This window comes from Amycolatopsis thailandensis (genome assembly GCF_002234405.1).
Lineage (GTDB): Bacteria > Actinomycetota > Actinomycetes > Mycobacteriales > Pseudonocardiaceae > Amycolatopsis > Amycolatopsis thailandensis.
In genome coordinates this window covers 1-20,294 of the sequence record NZ_NMQT01000100.1, presented here as the reverse complement: position 1 = coordinate 20,294, position 20,294 = coordinate 1, and the positions used below count along the sequence as shown (strand labels likewise).

Here is a 20,294-nt window from a genome sequence, read left to right as displayed (position 1 = left end):
AAGTCGGTCATGCCCCGATCGTGAACTAGGATCCACCCGATTGTGACTCGCATCACTACGGATCGGATCAACGAACAGGGCTGTCCGGACGTCATGGTCGGTGTACAGGGGAGCAAAGGGGAAGCTTTGAGGTTCACTGAAACCGCGCGCCGCCGGGCGGCGTTCGCGGCACTGGGGCTGGTCGCCGTTCTGACGCTGGGGGCGTGCAGCAGCGAGCCGACCGTGTCGGCCAGCGGGCCGGACAGCGGCGGCCAGATGAGCGGCGAGACCGGCGACAAAGCGGCGGCGCCTGCCAAACTGACCTACGAGCCCGCCGTGGGCGCGCAGGATGTCGCGCCGGGCCAACCGATCAAGGTCACCGTCGCCGACGGCACGCTCGACCAGGTCGTGCTGACCAACCCGGACGGCAAGCAGGTCGCGGGCCAGCCGTCCGAAGACAAGAAGAGCTGGTCCACCACCGAACAGCTCGGCTACGGCAAGGGCTACACGTGGTCCGGCAAGGCCACCGGCACCGACGGCAAGCCGGTCGAGATCGGCGGGGCCTTCACCACGGTCAAACCGCGCAAGCAGGTGGGCGCGAACATCAACGTCTTCGACGGGCAGACGTACGGCATCGCCATGCCGATCACGCTGACGTTCCCGAGCAAGGTCACGGACAAGGCCTCGGTCGAGAAGGCGCTGTCGGTCGAGACCACGCCGAAGACCGAGGGATCGTGGGCCTGGGTCCACGACGACACCTCGGTGCACTGGCGGCCCAAGGCCTACTGGCAGCCCGGCACCACGGTGAAGTTCAACGCCAAGATCTACGGCGTCAAGATCGGCGACGGCGTGTACGGCAAGGAAGACCGCTCGGCGAGCTTCACCATCGGCCGCTCTCAGGTCGTCAAGGGCAACACCCAGACCCACCGGCTCCTGGTGATCCGTGACGGTCAGCAGATCGCGGACTACCCGGCCAGCTACGGCCTCGACGCCGACCCGGGCCGCGTCACGCCGAGCGGCACGCACGTCGTGATGTCGAAGCACGACACGTACTCGATGACCAACGAGCGCTACAACTACGAGAACATCGTCGTGCCGTCCGCGGTGCGGTTCTCCACCAACGGCGAGTTCATCCACGGATACGGGCCGTCGATCTGGGCGCAGGGCAAGAAGAACATCTCGCACGGCTGCGTGAACCTGGCGCCGGCGAACGCCAAGGCGTACATGGACGGCGCCTTGGTCGGGGACCCCGTCGAGATCGAAGGCAGCACCCAGAAGATCAACCGGGCGCGCGACTACAGCGACTGGACCTACGACTGGGCCGAGTGGTCCAAGCTTTCCGCTCTCGCGAGCTGAAGTACTTCCATGGAACCGGGCGGCCGGAGACCCCTGCGGTCTCCGGCCGTTCGCGTCTTGACCGAGAACATGTCTTCCGGGAGCGCGCCAGCGCGACGGGAAGACTTCACCCGCGCGCCGCTTTCGGCCGGAGGCCACGGAAATATTTTGCCGGGCGCCTTACTCGTGAACCGCCGCTGACCTGCGGTCGAGCGCCCGGCGAAATATTTCCGTCAGCGCGCGGAAAAGTCACTGCAACCCCAAGCCGGGCGGGGCGCATGTCTAACGACGTGAGGCGCCGCGGCCAATGAGCGGCGCCCGGATCGAGGAGACACTCTTGCGTACTCGTATCGCTCTTACCCTCGGCGCGCTGCTGCTGGCGGGCGGTGCCGCCTTCGCGACCACGTCGCTGGCGTCGGCCGACCAGAGCGCCCCGTCGTCGACGGTCACCCCGGCGCCCCAGCCGCCCACCAAGGCCCCCACCACCGACAAGCCGGCGCCCGCGCCGACCCGCGCCACCACCGAGCCGCGGCCCGCGCAGAGGACCCCGGAGGTCGCCGCCCCGGGTGAGCACCGCGTGCCCAAGGCCGTCCCGGCCGGGCCGACCGGGGACCTGAACCTCCCCGCCATCGTCGAAGGAGCCGGCAACTAGGTGTCGTCGAGCCGCTCGTCGAAGACCGGGACGGGCTCGCCGTGGGACGGCGAGTTCGCCCGGTACTTCGACGAGCGCGCGCACAGCCTGCGAGCCACCGCGTACCTCCTGTGCGGGGACTGGCACCAGGCCGAGGACATCACCCAGGCCGCGCTGCTGAAGCTCTACCTGGCTTGGCCGAGGCTCTCCCGGCACGACGCGCTCGACGGCTACGCGCGCAAGATCGTGCTGCGGACGTTTCTCTCCGAGCATCGGCGGGTCTGGCGCAAACGGGAGAAGCTCACCGACGCCCTTCCCGAAACGCCGAGCGAAACGGGCGGCACGGAACAGGAGATGCTGGTCAGGCACGCCCTGTCCGGCATCGCCCCGAAGCAGCGGGCGGTCTTGGTGCTGCGCTACTTCGAAGATCTCAGCGTCGAGGAGACGGCCGCGGCGCTGGGTTGCAGCACCGGGAACGTGAAGAGTCAGGGCGCGCGGGGTCTGGCGACCCTGCGCAAGCGGCTCGGGCCGCATTTCAGTGAACTGGCCCTGAGCGGAGCGCACGACGATGGGAGGTGAGGAGATGGACGAGGACATCAGAGGCGTGCTTTCGTACGGTGCGAGCGGTCCCCCGCTGGGCATCCGGGCGGCGGACATCATCGAGCGCGGTGGCCGGATCCGGCGACGACGCAAGCGACTCGCGGTGGCGGGGAGTTCGCTGGCGACGGTCGCGGTGATCGTGCTCGGCGCGATCGCCGTCGGCGGTCACGGCGGCGAAGGAACCGCGCCGGTGCAGCCCGCCGGGCCGGGACTGTCCACCGTGTCTCCGTCGCCCGTCACGCCCGTTCCCGCCGAGCCGCCCCCGAGTCCGGAGGTGGCACCTCACGATCCGCCACCCGTCGTTCCCGAGACGTCGTCGAAATCGGGTCAGACACGTACTACGCCCAGGACCCCTCAGCCGGGGCGCACGACGACGGCGATCCCTCCCCGCGGCGGGCCCACCCCGACGAAGGAGCCGAGCGAGCCACCACCGCCGGCGAGCTCGACGCGATGACCGGGTGCCCGGAACGTCCGAATCCCGAGGTGTCACCCAAAGTAATCGGAAATTCTCCGACATCGGTTTCACCTGGTGGTTCGTCACCTTTTTGGGGGAACGACCCTCGCGCGATCGATCCAAAGCGCTGAGCCCGGACGTTTGAACACCTACGGTCGGGGGAACAAACCCTCGTCGATGGGTAAGTAAACGGGTGGGTCGGGAGGTCAAACCCATGGCCGAAGAGGCGCTGAGCGCGTCGCATCAGGAAAAAGGGGAACCCGCGGAGGCCCCACCTGAGCAGATCAGAAAGGCCGTCGCCGGAGCGGCGATGGGTAACTGCATCGAGTGGTACGACTTCGGTGTCTTCGGCTTCATGCCGGCCATTCTGGGACAGGTCTTCTTCAACGCTTCCAGCACTTCCGAGGGCGCCCTGGCGACCTTCGCGGTGCTGGCGATCACCTTCGTCGTGCGGCCGTTCGGCAGCTTCGTGTTCGGTCCGCTGGGGGACAAGATCGGGCGCCAGAAGGTTCTCGCGCTGACGATCATCCTGATGTCCGGGTCGACGTTCATCATCGGCCTGCTGCCGTCCTACGCGACGATCGGTCCGGCCGCGGCGGTCCTCTTGATCCTCTTGCGGACCATCCAGGGCTTCTCGGCGGGCGGTGAGTACGGCGGCGCGGCGACGTTCATCGCCGAGTACGCGCCCGCCCGGCGCCGGGGTTTCTGGGGCAGCTGGCTGGAGTTCGGCACGCTCGTCGGGTTCGCGATGGGCGCCGGCTTCGTCACGATCTTCACCGTGGTCCTCGGCGACGACGCCATGCGCGAATGGGGCTGGCGACTGCCGTTCCTGATCGCGGGCCCGCTCGGCATCGTCGGTCTCTACCTGCGGAACAAGCTGGAGGACACTCCGCTGTTCCAGGAGATCGAGAAGAAGGATCAGGTCGAGAAGTCGCCGCTGAAGGCGCTGCTCAAGAAGCACTGGACGTCGATCCTGCACCTGATCGGCATCGTCGTGATGCTGAACGTCGCCGACTACATCGTGATCACGTACCTGGAGACCTATCTCAAGGACGTGGTCGGCTTCAGCGGCCACACACCGTTGCTGATCATCCTGGCGACCATCGCGCTGATGCTGATCTTGATCGTGCCGGTCGGCATCCTGTCCGACAAGATCGGGCGAAAACCCATCCTGATCGCGAGTTGCGCGAGCTTCCTGGTGTTGCCGATCCCGGCGTTCTCGTTGATGGGCGCGGCCGCCGACGACCGGAACGCCTGGCAGCTCATGCTCGGCCTCGTGATGATCGCGGTGCCGCTGGTGCTGATCCTCGCCGTGCTCGCGGCGACGCTGCCGGCGATGTTCCCGACGCAGGAGCGCTACGGCGGTTTCTCCATCGGGTACAGCGTTTCCACCGCGCTCTTCGGCGGGACGGCGTCGTACATCATCGGCAGCCTGGTGAAGAACACCGGCGACAACCTGTGGCCCGCGTACTACCTGATGGGCGCGGCGGCGATCGCGGCCATCCCGATCCTGCTGCTGCCGGAGACGGCCGGGGTTTCGCTGCGCGGCATCGTGAACTCGCGGATCGCGCGGCGCCGGAAGCCGGAAACGGCCACTCCCGGCGGCGCCTCGGAGCTACCCGCGAGTTAACGTCTGTCCATGAGCCGTATCTCGCAGCCGTGGCCGCCGGTCGAAGTCGAACCGGCGACGGTCCACCCGAAAGCCCCGCAGCCGGGCAGCCATCTCGGCATCCACTTCGGTGAATGCTTCGGGTGCGGCGACGAGATCGAGGCCGGGCTCCACCTGCATTCGACGGTGGGCGAAGGGACGACGGTGTACTCCAAGTTCACCGTCACCTCCGCCCACCAGGGTGCGCCCGGCCTCGCCCATGGCGGCCTGCTGGCCTGCGCCTTCGACGAGGCGCTCGGCGCGACGGTGGGCAACCTGCTGCGGCGCCCCGCCGTCACCGGGAAACTGGAGACGGACTTCCTCCGGCCTGTGCCGGTCGGTTCGACCCTTTACATCGTCACGAAACTGGACGGCGTCGCCGGCCGGAAGATCTACGTGAGCGCCGACGGTCGGCTGGACGCCGAGGACGGCCCGGTCGCGGTCCGGGCGCGGGCGTTGTTCGTGCGGGTCGAGTTCGAGCACTTCAGCACCCACGGGGATCCCCAGGCGCTGCAAAAGCTCGCCGCCGCGCACGAAAAGGCCAAGCGCGACCGCGAGTGGGACATCAACCCATGATGCATTTCGTCCTCTGAATGCGGTAGTTCGACGTACCAACTACCGCATTCAGAGGACGAAATGCGTTCTAGGTCAGGGTCCTCGGCCGGATCGCGTTGGCCTTGTCGACGAGTTCGACGCGCTGATCGACCGATCCGGCCAGCCGGGCCAGCGTCCGGTAGCACCGCTCCAGCCCGAACCGCAGATCCCGTTCCTCCAGGTCGCAACCCAGCACCTTCGCGCCCGGCGTCGGCCGGTTCTGCGCGTTGAGCCAGCCGTGCGCGGCTTCGAGGACCTCCGCCGACAAACGCGTGCGGCGTTCGGCGTCGAGTTGCAGGCGCTCGAGCCTCGACGAAGCGTCGACGAGATCCCGCTCGGACACCATCACCGGGTCCTTGCCGCCGCCGTTGATCCTGGTCTTGATCTTGATCGCGGCCACCTGCGCGGCGACGTAGTGCGAGGAGGACGCCGGGACGGCCTCCAGCACCTCGATCGCGCTGGCCCTGGCGCCCTGCGCGAGGTACACGCGAGCGAGTCCGAAGGCGGCGCTGACGTACGACCGGTCCGTTCGCCACACCAGCTCGTAGTAGCGCGCGGCGCCGAAGTAGTCTCCGACGCCCTCCGCGCTGACGGCCAATGCCAGCTTCGGCGCGATCTCGCCGGGGAGGTCGTCGTACACCGCTTCGAAAGCGACGTGCGCGACGCGGGACCGGCCGCCCGCGAGCTCGATCAGGCCGCGGTACCAGTCGATCCGCCAGTCGTGCGGGAAACCCGCCTTGATCGCGAGGTACTGCGCGGCCTGGAGCTGCCGCTGAGCCTCGACCAGCTCACCGAGTTCGATCCTGGCGCGGACGATGCGCAACCGGACCTCGATCGACTCGCGCGGCGCGCCGGCCAGCGACTCGATCGCGCCCTTGGGGTCGAGCGCGACCGTCGACGCGAGCACCCCCGCCGCCGGGTCGTCCGTGTCGACCTGCGGGATCGGCAGCCCCGAGACCACCTCGCCCGGATCCGGCAGCGGAACGCTCCCGCCGTGCTCAGGGACGACCAGCTCGACGCCGAACGTGCGGGTCTCCGGGCCGAAGACGGTCGAAGCGCCCGGTCGCGGTTTTCCGGTGCCCAGCGCCATGATCTCGCGGAGCACACCGGTCAGCTGGTCGCCCATCTCCTCGGCGGCGATGAACCGGCGATCCGGGTCGGTGTGCGTCGCGCGCTTCAGGAAGCGGTAGTACGAACCGAAGAGCGCGAACAGCGGGACGACGTCCGGGCCCGGCAGGGTCGTCTTGTACTTGCTGGTGTAGCCCGAAAACTCGAAGCTGAGGACGGCGAGCGTGCGGCCGACCGTGTACAGGTCCGAGGCCACCGAAGCGCCATGGGTCGCCAGTTCGGGCGCGCTGTAGCCGGTGGTGAAGAACAGCGGGCTCTCGTAGTCGTCCGTCCGGCGGACCGCGCCGAGGTCGATCAGCTTGAGCTGTTCGTGCGTCTGGATGACGTTGTCGGGCTTGAGGTCGCAGTACAGCAGGTTCTGGCTGTGCAGGTAGCCCATGGCGGGCAGGATCTCGAGCCCGTAGGCGATCACCTGGCCGATCGGCAGCGGCTCCGGGCGCTTCGTCTCGCGGTGGTGCGCGAGCGCGAGCTGGCGCAGCGACTGGCCGCCGACGTACTCCATGACGATGTAGCCGACGGAGTTGCCGGTGTCGCCGTCCGGATGCTGCACGAAGTTGTGGATCTTGACGATGTTGGGGTGTTCGACCTCGGCGAGGAACCGCTGCTCGTTGGCGGCGGCCGCCATCGCGGTGGCGTCACCGGTGTCGATCAGGCCCTTGAGCACCACCCAGCGGTCGCTGACGTTGTGGTCCTGCGCGAGGTAGATCCAGCCGAGCCCGCCGTAGGCGAGGGCGCCGAGCACCTCGTACTGGCCGCCGACGATCTCGTTCGGCCGCAGCTTCGGCACGAAGGAGAACGGGTTCCCGCACTTCTCGCAGTTGCCTTCCGGCGAGCCGGGTTCGCCGTCCTTGCCGCGGCCGACCTTGGCGCTGCAATTACCGCAGAAGCGTTTCTCCTCCGACACCATCGGGTTGTCGAGGACGGCGGACGCCGGGTCGCGGTAGGGCACCTGCGGGACGTCGACGAGCCCGGCGCCGAGGCGGCCGCGACGAGAGGTGCGCGACGACGTCCGGCGGGCGGTGCCGGGGAACGAACCCGTTCCGGTGCCGGTGCCCCGGCTGCCCGATCCGGTCCCGGTGCCGGTACCCGTGCCCCGGCTTTCACTCGAACGTTCGGGGAGGACGCTTTCGGTGCCGGGGTCGGGAAGTGTGCCGGGGCCGTGGTCGACGCGCGGCGACGGCGGCATGATGCTCTGCGTCTCCGGCGTCGGCGAGGAGAGCACGCTGGTCGGCTGGGGCGCGTCGACCGGGGCCTGCCAGGCGGGGCGGACGATCTGGGTCTGCGGGCTCACGGGGGCCATCTCGCCCGGGGGACGCGTCGGGTCCTCGGCGCCGGGGATCGGCCGCTGCTGGCCGCGCGGCGGCGTCTGCGGTCGCTGGACGGGCGCGTGGAAGATAGTGCGCTCGGCGTCCGTCTCCGGTGGGGGCTGGGGCTTCGCCTTCGGCGGCTCCGAGAAGTCGAGCCTGCCGGAAATGGACGGTTCGGGCGTTTCCCAGCGGACCGGCGCCGGCGGCGTCCAGGAGGCGGACTCCGCCTCGCGCTCGGGTGTGGGGTCATCCGGCGCTGCGTGCCGAGGACGGCGCGGCTCTTCCGACACTGGTACCTCCCGAATCCCCGCGACGGCTTGGGACCTGATCCTAGACGTGAGCAGGCAGGTCGTGCCCGCGCCGGGTCGAACCCGCTACGGTTCGGGAGAGAACCGATTCAGCAGGTGATGAGGGGGAGGACCGGGTGCCTGCGTCATTTTCGATGTCGATGGCCCAGCTCGACGTCGTACTCGAAGAACTCGGGCTCGGCAGATTCGTGCTGCCCTTCGAAATCCCGACCGTCGGTACCACCGTCACCGAACGCGAGCGGCACTGCGAAGAGGTCTGGGCCGGCCTGGCCGACCGAGGCTTCGCCCGCGGCCGCGAACTCTTGCGCGACTACGAACAAGCGCTCCGGCTCTGGGCGACGGGCGACTTCGTCGTCACCCTGGAGGCGCACGAGGTAGAGCAGGACGCCGAATACCTCTATCGGGGTGCCTGGAACCAACGTCTGGGCGTCGTGAGCCAGCAACGCGGATTCGACATCCTCTTCGAGCCGGTCTACCCCGAACAGGTCGTCGCGACCCTCCTCGGCTACCTGCCGTCACTGCCACCGTTCCCCGGACGGGTGACAACATCCACCACCCTCCCCCCGGCCAAACGACCGGACGACCCGTTCGACGAAGACCCCGGCAACCTCCGTCTGGGCGCGGCCGGCCGCTTCTTCGAATTCCCGCTCGCGCGGCTCGGCACGCTCGGCATCACCCTGCGCGACGATCGGGGGAAACCGCAGCAGAAGAGCGTCCAGTGGTTCGACAGCGTCCAGGGCCGCTTCATGCTCGCCACCGACCGCTTCCCCGACGGCGAAGTCCGCCGCACGTTCACCCCGACGAGTGGCTCTCACCTGGCACGATGGATCCACGACCTGGTCGAAGCCGCCCGCGTCGGCAGCGCGTGATCCTCGCCGGACAGCGGCCTTCGGGGCCGTTTCCGCTGATATCGTGATCTGACGAGCGCTACGAGTAACCGGCACTTGGTACAGGGGAGAGACCATGACTGACGGCACCGGCGGACCACCGGGCGACTTCTCGCAGATGCTGGGGGACTTCTCGGCGCAGGCCGACCAGATGCTGACGGCGGCGAAGGAAGGGCAGTTCGCTGTCAGTCCCGAAATGGGAGAGGCGTACAAGACGGCACTGCGCGACTACCTCGACAGCTGGATGGGGACCAAGACGCGGTTCGACCATCTCGCCCAAAGCCCCAAGCTCGGCAAGAGCCCGTACTCCCAGCAGGTCGGGGACCACGCGGTGCGGGTGGCGGATGGCGACGATCTTTCCGCCAAGACTCAGCTCGACGCCCTCCAAGATGTTGCGAACAGAGCGCGCGAAGCCATCGAAATCGCCATAACCAAATACAAGCAACGAGATTCGGATGGCGCCGACCAACTCAAGCAATTCGATCGGGACTGATAAAGGCCAATGAAGATCAACGTCCGCAGCGTGGCGATTCCCGCGATCCTCGCGATCGCATTCACTTCCTCGGGCTGCTCGCCCGAAAAGACAGGAACTCCGAGTCCCGGATCAACTTCCGCCTCCGCCGGCTCTTCACCACAGACAACGCCTTCTGGAAAGATATTCGGAGACCTGAAGGCCTGCGCACTGCTCGAACCGGTGACCACGCCAAAAGGGTTCTCGAAACCCACCGAAGAAGACTACGAGAGCGACAACGGATGCCAGGCGCAGAAAAGCGAATACGGTGTCATCAGCACCTACCTGGTCGACAAAGCCGGAATCGATGAACTCACCCCTGGTCGCGGCACCAAGGTTCCCACACAGATCGCAGGCCGGGAAGCCGTGGAGATTCCGGGGTCAGGCGGCACATACACCTGCATGATCGGCGTCGCGGTGGGCCCCAAAGCTCGCATGACCGTGGGAACCACTCTCCTCAAAGGCTCGAACGAAGAGGCGTGCGCCTCTTCCAAAGAAGTCGCCGAACAACTCGCCTCGAAATTGCCACAGGGCAGCTGAAGCGGAGGGACAATGGCTGGCGGCCACGACCGGACGGAATCCGGAATCGACGTAAGCTTGACCGGCAAGGTGCACCGAACCTACGAGGGAAAGCGCTACTCCGAAGAGTACGACCGGACTGCCCAGGGACCCGGTGGCAACTCAGTCACGGCCAAAGCGACCGCGGAGATGCGGGCAGGTGAATACTCAGCCCAGCAAGGCGAAAAGCTAGCGCAGGGCCAGGAATTCAGGTCGGGTCTCAACCCGTCCGACCAGCGCTACGAGGCCAGACCTCATAGCGACCTCAAGAACATGGTCACCGACAACCTTGATCCCGTCGACGTCGACAGGCAAGGCGAGCTGTGGAATACCCAGGGGGATGCGCTCCATACCTTCAGTGACGCTCTCATGACGGCGTCCAACAAAGAAGGGGCGCACTGGCAAGGGACGGCCGCCAACACGGCTCATGGGTTCTTCAAGAGCTTGAGCACCTGGGCCAAGACGTCGGGTGACGGCGCTTACCTCGCGTCCAACCGGTTCTCCCAGTCGGCGGCCGCGGCCACCACCGCGAAGAACTCCATGCCCGAAGAGGTTCCCTTCGACCGCAACGCCGAGTACAAGAACGCGATGCAGCAGCTCGGGGACGGCAACTTCGCGGGCGCGGTGGAGACGGTCGGCAACATCTCGGCCAAGCAGGAGCAGTCGTTCCAGGCGCACCAGCAGGCCGCGCAGGTGATGCACACCTACGACCAGTCGCTCTTCGACGTCAATTCCAAGCAGCCCACCTTCGCCCCGCCGCCGGAAATGGGCGATTCGACGACGGCGTCCGGGTTCTCCGGGGGTACCGACGCCAAAGGCTTCAGTGGCGGACCGGGCCAGACGGGTGGTCCTGGCCAGACGGGTGGGCCGGGCTACACAGGCGGTCCGGGCTACTCGGGTGGGCCGGGGCCGACGTCGGGTCCCGGGCCCGGGATCACCACAGGTGGCGGGCACACCGGGGTGCCGGGGCCGGGTCAGCCGCTCAGCGGGCCGCCGGGGTCGCTCCGGCCGGGGCCGACGCCGGGGCTGGCGGCCGTGAACGGTCCTGGGCCGTCCGGCCTCGGACGGCTGGGCAGCGAGCAGTACCGCGGCAAGCCGGGCCGGACGCCGAGCGGGCCTGGTGGCAGCGCGGCCAGCCGGTTGACCGGTGGCGGCGGCGGGTTCGGGCGCAACGGCGGGTCGGGCAACGTCGCCGAGCGGCTCGCGGGCGGCAAGGTTCCGGCCGGTGAGGCCGAGAAGCTCGCGGGCAAGGGCGGATCCGGGTCGGGCAAGCTGCCCGAGGAGCGGGTCACCCGGGGTGGCGCGGCGGCCGCGGGCAAGGGCGGCGGCCACGGTCCGATGGGTGCCGGCGCTCCGGGCGGCAAGGGGCAGAAGGAAGAGGACAAGGAAAAGAAGGCCCCGAACTACCTGCAGGAAGAAGACGCCGACGTGTTGTTCGGCGGCTACGACGGCGACATGAAGCCGGTGCCGCCGGTGATCGGCGAGAAGTCCTCGTGACGAGAAACGGGCCGTTCGGGAGTGAATCCCGAACGGCCCGTTCTCACTTGTACTGAGCCGGGGGCGGTGTCCCGCCTTCGAGCTTGTTCCCGACCCACCTCGCGTAGCTCGCCTGCCACGCGCCACCGCGCACGTTTTCCAGCACGGCGTTCACGTACCGCACCATGTCCTCGTTCTCCTTCGGGACACCGATGCCGTAGTTCTCCTCGCTGAACCGGTCCCCCACGATCTTCAGCGTCGGGTCCTGCGCGAGCATCCCGGCGAGGATGACGTCGTCCGTCGACACGGCCTCGACCTGCTTCTGCTGCAACATCACCAGGCAGTCCGACCAGTTGTCCACCGAAACGGGCACCGGCTTCGACGGATCCGCCGCGATCTTCGTCAGCGAGGTCGACGTCTTGGTCGCGCACACCCGCCGTCCGCCGAGATCCGAGAGCTGGGTGACGTTCGACCCGGATTCGACCAGGATCCGTTGCCCGGCCTTGTAATACGCCGTCGAGAAGCCGACCTTCTTCAGCCGGCTGCAGGTGATGCTGTAGGTCCGGACCACGATGTCGACCTGCTTCTTCTCCAGCACCTCTTCCCGCAGTTTCGACGGGATCGCCCGGAACTGCACGCGGCCTTCCGCGCTGCCGAAGATCGCCTTCGCGATCTCGTTGACCATGTCGATGTCGAAGCCTTCGAGCTGACCCGACGTCGGATTCCGGAAACCGAACAGGAACGTCGTCTGGTCGACGCCGGCGATCAGCTTGCCGTTCTCCTTGATCTTCGCCATCGTCGAACCGCTCGTGATCGACGTGCCGTTGATCGGCCGCAGGCTGGCCAACGGGTTGCAGCTCGTGTCGGCCGTCCCGCCACCACCCGCGTTGTCGGCACCGCCGACGTTGGCGGGCTGCGGCGGGGCGACGTCACCGGCGGGAGCCGGATCGACCGGCGCCCCCGCACTGCCGCAAGCCGTCGCCAGCACCAAGACCGCGCCGAGCACGGCCGTTCGCAGACCGTTCCGCATCACCGGTACTCCCTCAGCCGTTCACGGATCCCCAACGCGGACCCCGCCGCCGCGATCAACGCCAGCACCGCGATCCCCGGCGCGAGCAGGGTCAGCGCGCGTTCGCCGCCGCGGGTGTCGTCGAGGAATTCCTGTCGTCCCACGTTGATCGCGGCCACCAGGTTCTCGTCGAGCCGCAGGAACGCCCCGGCCGCGCCGTCCTTCTTGTCGTCACGGATGGCCGTGTCGACGGCGTCCTGGTAGAAGCCGTCGTCGTCCAGGCGCCGCACTTCGCGGTGCGCCTTGAACCACGCCGACGCCGCTTGGATGGACGCGTCCACCTTGTCCGCGGCCACACCGCCCGCCGCGAGACCGCGGGCCTCGCCCAGCAGGCCGCCCTGGCCGTCCGACCCGCCGAGTTGCGCGGCGAGATCGCCGAAGTCCTTTTCGTACGCCGCGCCGTCGCCGCGGGCGACGAGGGTCAGCGTTTCGTCGGCTCGTGCCTGCAAAGCCGCGATCCGGGCGCGGACGAGGACGTCGACCTGGTGCGAGCCGTCTTCCTCGCCGCTGCCGACGAGGCTGCTCTGCACGATCAGCGCCACCGCGCCCCACAGCAGGGCGACCACCACCGACACCGACGCGGCGACGAGCCCGACGTTCAGCAACCGGTTGGTCTTCCGGGTCAGATGCACCTGCGTGACGATCAGCGCGGCGAGCAGGGCGAGCAGCAAAGCCGTTGCCAGCCAAGGAAATCCGGTCGCGTCGTCCTGTTCGGCGGCGAGCCGGTCGGTGTCGATGCGGTACAGATCCTGTGCGGCGGGAAGGATTTTCGCCCGCATCAGTTCGGAGGCTTCACGCAGATACGAGGCACCGACGGGATAACCCTGCCGGTTGTAGGTGCGCGCCGTCTCGATCAGTCCTGTGTAGACAGGGATCTCACGGCCGAGGGTGTTGATCTGCTCGGCCGCTTCGTCGACACCGGAAGAGTCCGACGCCGCCTTCGCCAGCGCCGCACCGGCCTCCGCGACGTCGCGTTCGTACCGCTGGCGCATCGGGAGCGGCTCGGTGCCGATCGAGAGGAACGAGCTGGCCGCTGTCGCGTCCGCGTCCGAGAGCGCGCGATAGACCTGCTGCGCGGCGGCCGCGAGGGGTTCGCGGTGGTCGATCAGGCCGTTGATCGTGTCCTTCTTGTCCTGCGCCGCGAGCGCGCCGAACAGGCCCGCGACCAGGGACAGCAGGACGAGCCCGATCGCGATGACCGAAAGCCTGCCCGGCGTGGTCGCCGCGGACCGGATGATCGCGCGGACCCCGTTCCCCGGCAGTTCGAGCAGCCCGGCGATCCCGCTGCGGCCTTCCGGCGCAGGGGGCGGCGCGGGGCTGCCCGGCGGCCCCGGCCGGGTCACAGTGCTCGTCATCGCCGATCCTCCCCATTGGCTCTACCCGCAAAGAAGGTATCCGAGTCGGGATCGGCGCAGCCAGTGACACCGGCGTGTGTCATCGGCACGTGATCTCCCGCCTGGGTCAGAGGCCTTTTTCCAGGCCGTATCGCACGGCCTCCGCACGATTGCGCACACCGATCTTGGCGAAAGCGTGATTGATGTGGCTTTTCACGGTGGCTTCGCCGATGAACAGCTCGGCGGCGATTTCCGGATTGGACAACCCGCGCGCGATGAGGCCGAGCACTTCCGCTTCGCGGGCGGTGAGGCCGTCCGGGAATCCGGTCTTGGCCCGGGTGACCGTTCTCGATTCGAGTGCGGCGACGAGTCTGTCGGAGACTTCGGCGGCGAAGATCGCCTGCCCGTTGGCGGCGGAGCGGACGGCCGCCCCGATCTCGGCGCGGCCGGCGTCCTTCGTCAGGTAGCCGCGGGCTCCGGCGCGCAACGCGTCGGCGATCGACGCGTCGTCGGCGTACGTCGTGAGGACGACGACGGCGATCTCCGGGTGATCGCGTTTGAGCAGCCTGGTCGCGGCCACCACGTCCAGTACGGGCATGCGCAGGTCCATCAGCACGACGTCGGCCGCGGTGTGACGGAGCAGGTCGAGCGCCTGCCGTCCATCGCCCGCCGAACCGGCGACCTCGACACCGTCGATCAGCCCGAGCAACGCGACGAGCCCCTCGCGCATCACCTGCTGGTCATCGACCACGACCACCCGGATCACGCCCGCACCACCGCCTCCACCGTCCAGCGCCCGCCGTCCGGGCCCGCGGTCAGCGTGCCACCGGCGAGCGCGAGCCGCTCCCTCATCCCGGTGAGCCCGAAACCGCCGGTTTCCTCCGATCGGACGACGTCGCCGAGTTCGTTCCACACCCGCAAGCGGACCTCCGATGGGGTGAAGATCAGTCGGAGCGACACCGGCCGCCCGGACGCGTGTTTCGCCGCGTTGGTCAACGCCTCCCGTGCGACCCCCACCAGCGAGACCACCTGGGCGGACGGCAACGGCCGCTGCTCCCCCGAAACCTCGTAGGACACCCCGGCGTGGTGCGCGTTCGCCAGCTGACGCAAGGCTTCGGCCAGCGACGGGACGTCACTGCGCAAGGCGGCGACGGCGTCCCGCGCCTCGGCGAGCCCGTCCGCCGCCAGCCGGCGGGACAACCGGACCCTGCCGAGCGCACCGTCCACATCGGACTTCTCGGCCAGCAGGGCCTCGGCGACCTCCAGGTGGATTCCCAGCGCTCCCAGCGAATGCGCGAGGACGTCGTGGATCTCCCTGGCGATGCGCGTGCGCTCGTCGAGCGCGGCCGCCCGCGCGTGTTCGCTCTGCGCCAGTTTGGTCTGTTCCAGCAGCGCGGCCGCCTGCGCCGCCTGCACCTCGTACTGCCGCCGGTTCAACCCCAGCAGCATCAGCACGAGCAGCACGCCGACGTTGCCGAACACGAGCGGTTCGGACGCGCCCGCGACCAGGCCGGTGACCGCCGCGAGGCTCGCGTCGAGCCCCACCACCCCCAGGATGGCGGCCACCGACGGCTCGGTGAGGGTGGCGAACCGGCTGACCGTGACCACCGCCAGCACGATGGCGGAGGAGTCCTCCGCCCAGCCGAGCGCGATCGACGGCGCGACGCTCGCCACCGCGAGCAGGACGGTCGCCACCCGGGGAAAGCGCGGAGAGGCCGCCACGAAGCCCAGCCAGCAGGCCCCGCAGACGCCGTACGCCGTCCAGATCCACGCACTGGACTCGCGTGCGGTCAGCAGCACCACCACGACCGCGGCCGTGCCGAGCAGCTGGACGACCAGCCAGCTCGGCGCGATCGTGTCCGGCAGCAGCGGCCTTTCACGCTTCCCCATGTGCTCCCTCAGTGATCGCTCAGCCGCGTGATCATCTCGACCAGGATCAGGCGGTACGCCAGGAACCCCAGCAGGACGACGACACCTATCACTACCAGCCCCAACAGGCCTTTCACGTTCATTTTTCCCATGGCCCGGACGTTAGGCACGCCAAGGGGTGGACCGGGACCGTCGCCGGGTTGAACCGGGGGTGGAGGTTCAGGCGCGGACGGCGGGCGCGACGGAGTACGGGAGGACCTCGCCACCGTCGGCGGGCCGCTCGACGACGACCTCGACGCCGTCGTCGAACCGGTACGGCCTGGCCAGCAGGATCCCGCCGAAATGCCGCCTCATCCTGGACATCTCCGCGCGGACGGTGACGGTGCGGCCGGCGTCGCCGAAGAGGTCGAACGACAGTTCCGACGCCGACCGCCCTTCCCGGTGGAGCGCGAGGACGTACAGCATCTCCGCGTGGCGCGGGCTCAGCCGATGCGACCAGGTGCCCGCCGCGCCCGAGACGTGCAGCGTGCTCTCCCGCGACGACTTCAGGTCGAGGACGACGCGGGTCGGCGGCGCGTCCTCCTCGTCGGCGACCCGGACGAGCCAACCACCGGGCAACGGTTCCAGCAGGCAGTTCCCGTAGGTGGGCAGCCAGGTCCGGCCCGCGGTCGCGTCGTTCGGCAGCGCGATCCGGCCGACCGGGACGAAACCCGCCGAGGCGGCGACCCAGCCGTGCGGGTCGGCGATGACCGCCCGGCCCTTCAGCTTGGTGAGCAGGGGCGAAGCCAGCCCGCGCAGCCGTTCGAGTTCCGAGAGATGGGTGGTGCGCAGCTGCGCTTCGGCGAGTTTCGCGACCGCGTCGACCAGAGCCAGCGTCGTCGGGTGCACGGTGGAGGCCGGGCCGGAGAGGTCGACGGCGCCGAGGAGCCTGCCGTCCCGCGGATCGTGCAGCGGCGCGGCGGCGCAGGTCCAGTCGTGCTGGTTACGGACGTAGTGCTCGGCGGAATAGACCTGGACCGGATGCCGGGCGACCAGCGCCGTCCCGATGGCGTTGGTACCGGCGGAGTTCTCGTGCCAGTCGACGCCTTCGACGAATCCGAGCGCGTCGGCGCGGCGGCGGACCGCGGTGCTGCCGTCGCGCCAGAGGACGCGGCCGTCGGCGTCGACGACGGCCATGATGTGCGCGGACTGCTCGGCGAGACTGATCAGACCACCACGCAGGGTGGGCAGGACGGCGGCGAGACCGCTCTGGCGACGGCGGGTCTCCAGCTGTTCCGGGGTGAGCGCGGGCACGGGGGCGCCGCGATCCGGGTCCAGGCCGAGACGGCGCATGCGCCGCCAGGACGCGCCGATGACCGCGCGCGGGTGACTCGGGAGGGTGGCCCCGGCGAGGGCGGCCTCGTGCACCTTCGCGAGGGCGAGCGCGTGCCGCCGCGGATCCGCGCCGACCGGCAACGCCGCCTCCAGCTGCACCTGGCCTACTCCCTTGGTCCGTTCCGGCCAGTGTGCCTGGGGATCCCGGCGCGCGGAAGGGCTCTGTGACCTGGGCGAGGTTTACCCGGAGAAGGGCGCGTCCGCCAGGCGGGACGCGGGAAAGGCGCCCTTCGGCCGTCGTCCGAGGAGCAGGCCGGTCCTGGTGGCCTCGGCCATCACGGCGCGGACGTCGACGCACCACGGGCCGTCGGGCTTCAACTCGACGAAAGCGCTCTCTTCCGGCCTCAGCACGAAGTGCGGCTGACCGTCGAGCGCGATGGAACCGCCGCCGGCGCGGAGGTCGACGCGGACCCCGGGATGCAGCACGCTCCAGCCCCGGACACCCACCGACCGGACCTCGCCGGGCGCGATCGGCGCCTGCACGACGTACGGCGTCTCGTCGACCGGCCCGAGCGAGACCGCGACACCGTCCACAGTGGACTTAGGACTGGGGCACAGCCGCCCGGGGATGCTGGAGAGCCCGATCCCGTCCGGGACGGCGAACGTGCAGTACAGCTCGGTCAGCGAGGCGGGGCCCCACTGGCTCTCCGAGGACACGCTGACGTCGGTGAGCGCGATCTCCCGGCGTGCCTTCGTGACGACTTCGAGGATGGTCGCGCGGTTCGTGACCAGGTCCGCGTCCACCTGGTGGGTGGCCAGCAGCCCGGCGGCGAGCCCGGCGACGGTGGGCTCGGGCAGCACGTCGGTGCTCCCGGTCGGCATCATGAGCAGCGGGACGTCGCCACACGCGGCCGCGGCGGCCCGCATCAGGCCGTCGTCGCCGAGGCAGATGAGCACGCTCGCCCCCGCGTCCACCATCCGGCGGACCGTGCCGATGATCTTCCCCGCCTCGGTCCACACCATCACCCGGCCGACCCCGGCCACGCGGAGTGCCGAGCGCAGGCTCTGGATGTCACGCTCCGAAGCGGGGTTCGCCACGATCCCCGCAACCGCTTCGCCCACATGTCCTCCGCTGCCGCGCCAAGTCCCTACAAGGAAACGACGTCCGGGCCGCGAAAGAAAGAGTTGCACGAGGTTGCATCGCGACTCGCTGTGCGAACACGGCCATTTTGGTCAGTTCGGCGGGCGGCGGCCCCGGGAAAGCCCCCGTGAAAAGCAGCAGGGCCGCCTCCCCGAAGGGATGGCGGCCCTGCTTGGAAAACCTGGATCAGATCACGGTGACCGAGGTGGCCTGCGGACCCTTCGCGCCCTGCCCGATCTCGAACTCCACGCGGGCGTTCTCCTCGAGGGTACGGAAGCCGTTGCCCTTGATCTCGCTGTAGTGCACGAAGACGTCGCCGCCGCCGTTGTCGGGAGTGATGAAGCCGAACCCCTTCTCGGAGTTGAACCACTTCACAGTGCCCTGAGTCATAAAATCTCCATATGCAACACAAACAAACAGGAAGCCACGTCGGCAGCCCGGGTCATGACCAGACGGTTTGCTTCCCCGGAAACACGAGGAGACACTACGCCCGCTGAGTTCTGCGAGCGTGAACCAACACGAACACAAAAATCGAGACCTGGAGCAGTAAAGCACACCTCACGCAGGCCGACAAGCGCCTTCACCCCTGTGTGCGCGGCAGCACTGTACTACCCGGCGGCGCGGCTCCCGGCGGCAGGGCTATTCCCCGCTGGCCGCCCGCAACGGTACCTCGGCGCCGAACGGCGAACGGCGCAACGCCTCCCGGTTCGTGGCCACGACGGCGATGTCGTGGGTCTCCGCGTCCGCGCTGAACAGCACCGGCACCACGCCGGAAACGGACTTGTCCTGTGGCTTCGTCTCGTCAGCCATGTTTTCTCCCAGTGTCAACACAATGCTCGTAGTAGGACGTGACGCCCTGCGTGCCAACAACCCCACCGGTGATCGTCCGGTCCATATCGGACTCTCGGTGTTGCGGCGATTGTGCCACGGCCGACCGACAAAATCCGGTCTCCGCGACCGAAAGTCGGCCGAGTCGTCATCTCGATCCCACCTTTTGGAGCAGGTGAAGGCGGCGCCACAAGGGTTTCTGTGTATCCCCTGAGAAAACCGTGTCTTTACTGCTGCCCCTGCTGCGGCCGCGCGGCGCCCAGCAGGCTCGTCAGCCGGATGTCCGGGGTCACCACGTCCGGATCCGTCCTGATGTCGATCACGCACGGCCGTTGCCGGACCAGCGCGCTCGCGATGATCGGCTCCAGTTGCTCCCGGTCGTCCACCGTGTATCCGGCGGCGCCGAGCCCGCGCGCCCAGGACGCGAAGTCGGTGACGGGGACGGTGACCCCCGAAAGCCGCCCGTGCTTGCGCGCCTGGCGCACGGCGAGCGGACCGTGGAGTCCGTTCTGGAACACCAGGACGGTCACCGGCACGCGGTAGCGGACGGCGGTCTCGATCTCCTGCCCGGTCATCAGCGCGCCGCCGTCGCCGACCATCGCGATCACCGTGCGGCGTGGTTCGGCGAGTTTCGCCGCGACCGCCGCGGGGACCGCGTAACCCATCGCCGCGTTGCTCGGGCCGAGCTGGCTGCGCGGCGCGGTGAAACACCAGTAGCGGTGCATGAACTGGGCGAAGTTGCCCGCGTCGCTGGTCACGATCGCGTCTTCGGGCGCGAGCTTGCGCACCGCGCGGATGACGTCGGCGGGGTGGACGCGGGTCGCGCCGCTGGTGTCGGGCGGCGTCATGAAGGTGTGCACGGCGGCGTTCGCGGCCGACGCGCGGCGCGTCCGTGGCGAGGCGACGTCACGCAGTTCGCGCAGGAACGGCTCGACCTCGGAGTCGACCCGGAAGGTCAGGCCGCCGCGCCGGGCCGGCTCGATCCCGGTGCCGACCAGCACCAGCGTCTGCGACGGCGTCGGATAGCGGTAGGACTGGGTGGTGACCTCGTCGAGCTGCGTGCCCAGCGCGAGCACGAGGTCGGCGCGCTCCAGCGCGTCGAGCTGCCGGGCGGGGATGCCGATGCCGAGATGGCCGGCGTAGCGCGCGTGGTTCTCGGGGAAGGCGTCCTGACGGCGGAACGCGTTGTACACCGGGAGCGCGAGCTCGTCGGCGACGGCGATCAGCTCCTCGCGCGCCGACCGGGCCCGGCCGCCGACGATCACCACCGGATAGCGGGCCTCGTCGACCAGCTGCGCGACCGCTTCGGCGGTGCGGCCGAGC

Annotated in this window: 21 protein-coding genes; 10 read left to right on the top strand and 11 right to left on the bottom strand. The window is 69.0% G+C overall.

Annotated elements, in window-relative coordinates; all coding sequences use genetic code 11:
- Positions 1-93 precede the first annotated feature (93 nt).
- From CFP71_RS27535 to CFP71_RS27510, 6 genes are all read left to right on the top strand, one after another.
- Positions 94-1,335 (top strand): L,D-transpeptidase, encoded by a 1,242-nt coding sequence (locus tag CFP71_RS27535; protein ID WP_093936856.1) that lies wholly within the window; start codon positions 94-96, stop codon positions 1,333-1,335.
- 316 nt (positions 1,336-1,651) lie between these two features.
- Positions 1,652-1,966, top strand: coding sequence for a hypothetical protein (locus CFP71_RS27530; protein ID WP_244199854.1), 315 nt, complete (start codon positions 1,652-1,654; stop codon positions 1,964-1,966).
- Complete coding sequence (locus CFP71_RS27525) at positions 1,967-2,524, top strand: SigE family RNA polymerase sigma factor (protein ID WP_093936854.1); 558 nt, start codon at positions 1,967-1,969, stop codon at positions 2,522-2,524.
- A gap of 4 nt (positions 2,525-2,528) precedes the next feature.
- Positions 2,529-2,999: a hypothetical protein gene (locus CFP71_RS27520; protein ID WP_244199853.1), complete on the top strand. Its 471-nt coding sequence runs from the start codon at positions 2,529-2,531 to the stop codon at positions 2,997-2,999.
- A gap of 214 nt (positions 3,000-3,213) precedes the next feature.
- Positions 3,214-4,629 (top strand): MFS transporter, encoded by a 1,416-nt coding sequence (locus tag CFP71_RS27515; RefSeq protein WP_093936852.1) that lies wholly within the window; start codon positions 3,214-3,216, stop codon positions 4,627-4,629.
- 9 nt (positions 4,630-4,638) lie between these two features.
- Positions 4,639-5,223: a PaaI family thioesterase gene (locus CFP71_RS27510; protein WP_093936851.1), complete on the top strand. Its 585-nt coding sequence runs from the start codon at positions 4,639-4,641 to the stop codon at positions 5,221-5,223.
- Between the two features lie 67 nt (positions 5,224-5,290).
- Here CFP71_RS27510 and CFP71_RS27505 read toward each other — a convergent pair whose 3' ends face one another.
- Positions 5,291-7,966: a serine/threonine-protein kinase gene (locus CFP71_RS27505; RefSeq protein WP_093936850.1), complete on the bottom strand. Its 2,676-nt coding sequence runs from the start codon at positions 7,964-7,966 to the stop codon at positions 5,291-5,293.
- A 134-nt stretch (positions 7,967-8,100) separates the two neighbouring features.
- On the opposite strand from CFP71_RS27505, the gene CFP71_RS27500 reads away from it, so the two are divergent.
- From CFP71_RS27500 to CFP71_RS27485, 4 genes are all read left to right on the top strand, one after another.
- On the top strand, positions 8,101-8,853 hold the full coding sequence (locus CFP71_RS27500; RefSeq protein WP_244199852.1) for an ESX secretion-associated protein EspG: 753 nt from the start codon (positions 8,101-8,103) through the stop codon (positions 8,851-8,853).
- A gap of 94 nt (positions 8,854-8,947) precedes the next feature.
- Entirely contained in the window at positions 8,948-9,364 is a 417-nt protein-coding gene (locus tag CFP71_RS27495; protein WP_093936848.1) for a hypothetical protein, read from the top strand.
- Between the two features lie 9 nt (positions 9,365-9,373).
- Positions 9,374-9,922 carry a DUF3558 family protein gene (locus CFP71_RS27490; RefSeq protein WP_093936847.1) on the top strand — a complete coding sequence of 183 codons (549 nt, stop codon included), beginning with the start codon at positions 9,374-9,376 and terminating at the stop codon, positions 9,920-9,922.
- 387 nt (positions 9,923-10,309) lie between these two features.
- The gene (locus CFP71_RS27485) at positions 10,310-11,437 is read left to right on the top strand and encodes a hypothetical protein (protein ID WP_244199851.1); all 1,128 of its coding nucleotides are present in this window, start codon (positions 10,310-10,312) and stop codon (positions 11,435-11,437) included.
- 43 nt (positions 11,438-11,480) lie between these two features.
- Here CFP71_RS27485 and CFP71_RS27480 read toward each other — a convergent pair whose 3' ends face one another.
- From CFP71_RS27480 to CFP71_RS27445, 10 genes are all read right to left on the bottom strand, one after another.
- A complete protein-coding gene (locus tag CFP71_RS27480; protein WP_093936845.1) occupies positions 11,481-12,446 on the bottom strand; it encodes a glutamate ABC transporter substrate-binding protein in 966 nt (321 codons plus the stop codon).
- Entirely contained in the window at positions 12,446-13,840 is a 1,395-nt protein-coding gene (locus CFP71_RS27475) for a hypothetical protein (protein ID WP_093936844.1), read from the bottom strand. Before CFP71_RS27475 ends, CFP71_RS27480 begins: the two co-directional genes overlap by 1 nt.
- 106 nt (positions 13,841-13,946) lie before the next feature.
- Positions 13,947-14,585, bottom strand: a complete 639-nt coding sequence (locus CFP71_RS27470) for a response regulator (RefSeq protein WP_093936843.1) — start codon at positions 14,583-14,585, stop codon at positions 13,947-13,949.
- The gene (locus tag CFP71_RS27465; RefSeq protein ID WP_093936842.1) at positions 14,582-15,709 is read right to left on the bottom strand and encodes a sensor histidine kinase; all 1,128 of its coding nucleotides are present in this window, start codon (positions 15,707-15,709) and stop codon (positions 14,582-14,584) included. The genes CFP71_RS27470 and CFP71_RS27465 overlap by 4 nt, the downstream gene beginning before the upstream one ends.
- An 8-nt stretch (positions 15,710-15,717) precedes the next feature.
- On the bottom strand, positions 15,718-15,840 hold the full coding sequence (locus CFP71_RS45410) for a hypothetical protein (protein ID WP_279629241.1): 123 nt from the start codon (positions 15,838-15,840) through the stop codon (positions 15,718-15,720).
- A gap of 67 nt (positions 15,841-15,907) precedes the next feature.
- On the bottom strand, positions 15,908-17,161 hold the full coding sequence (locus CFP71_RS27460; RefSeq protein ID WP_093936841.1) for a GAF domain-containing protein: 1,254 nt from the start codon (positions 17,159-17,161) through the stop codon (positions 15,908-15,910).
- An 81-nt stretch (positions 17,162-17,242) separates the two neighbouring features.
- Positions 17,243-18,124: an NAD(+)/NADH kinase gene (locus CFP71_RS27455; protein ID WP_093936840.1), complete on the bottom strand. Its 882-nt coding sequence runs from the start codon at positions 18,122-18,124 to the stop codon at positions 17,243-17,245.
- 205 nt (positions 18,125-18,329) lie between these two features.
- Positions 18,330-18,533 (bottom strand): cold-shock protein, encoded by a 204-nt coding sequence (locus CFP71_RS27450; protein ID WP_005163378.1) that lies wholly within the window; start codon positions 18,531-18,533, stop codon positions 18,330-18,332.
- Between the two features lie 249 nt (positions 18,534-18,782).
- On the bottom strand, positions 18,783-18,953 hold the full coding sequence (locus tag CFP71_RS44300) for a hypothetical protein (RefSeq protein WP_005163371.1): 171 nt from the start codon (positions 18,951-18,953) through the stop codon (positions 18,783-18,785).
- A gap of 245 nt (positions 18,954-19,198) precedes the next feature.
- Positions 19,199-20,294: thiamine pyrophosphate-binding protein (locus CFP71_RS27445; RefSeq protein WP_093936839.1), on the bottom strand; the 1,096-nt coding region annotated here is incomplete at its 5' end.

Coding starts and splice junctions, on each gene's coding strand:
- CFP71_RS27510 (WP_093936851.1), top strand. CDS start 4,639: ATGAGCCGTATCTCGCAGCCGTGGCCGCCGGTCGAAGTCGAACCGGCG.
- CFP71_RS27535 (WP_093936856.1), top strand. CDS start 94: ATGGTCGGTGTACAGGGGAGCAAAGGGGAAGCTTTGAGGTTCACTGAA.
- CFP71_RS27495 (WP_093936848.1), top strand. CDS start 8,948: ATGACTGACGGCACCGGCGGACCACCGGGCGACTTCTCGCAGATGCTG.
- CFP71_RS27480 (WP_093936845.1), bottom strand. CDS start 12,446: ATGCGGAACGGTCTGCGAACGGCCGTGCTCGGCGCGGTCTTGGTGCTG.
- CFP71_RS27515 (WP_093936852.1), top strand. CDS start 3,214: ATGGCCGAAGAGGCGCTGAGCGCGTCGCATCAGGAAAAAGGGGAACCC.
- CFP71_RS44300 (WP_005163371.1), bottom strand. CDS start 18,953: ATGGCTGACGAGACGAAGCCACAGGACAAGTCCGTTTCCGGCGTGGTG.
- CFP71_RS27520 (WP_244199853.1), top strand. CDS start 2,529: ATGGACGAGGACATCAGAGGCGTGCTTTCGTACGGTGCGAGCGGTCCC.
- CFP71_RS27475 (WP_093936844.1), bottom strand. CDS start 13,840: ATGACGAGCACTGTGACCCGGCCGGGGCCGCCGGGCAGCCCCGCGCCG.
- CFP71_RS45410 (WP_279629241.1), bottom strand. CDS start 15,840: ATGGGAAAAATGAACGTGAAAGGCCTGTTGGGGCTGGTAGTGATAGGT.
- CFP71_RS27485 (WP_244199851.1), top strand. CDS start 10,310: ATGACGGCGTCCAACAAAGAAGGGGCGCACTGGCAAGGGACGGCCGCC.
- CFP71_RS27490 (WP_093936847.1), top strand. CDS start 9,374: ATGAAGATCAACGTCCGCAGCGTGGCGATTCCCGCGATCCTCGCGATC.
- CFP71_RS27450 (WP_005163378.1), bottom strand. CDS start 18,533: ATGACTCAGGGCACTGTGAAGTGGTTCAACTCCGAGAAGGGGTTCGGC.
- CFP71_RS27465 (WP_093936842.1), bottom strand. CDS start 15,709: ATGGGGAAGCGTGAAAGGCCGCTGCTGCCGGACACGATCGCGCCGAGC.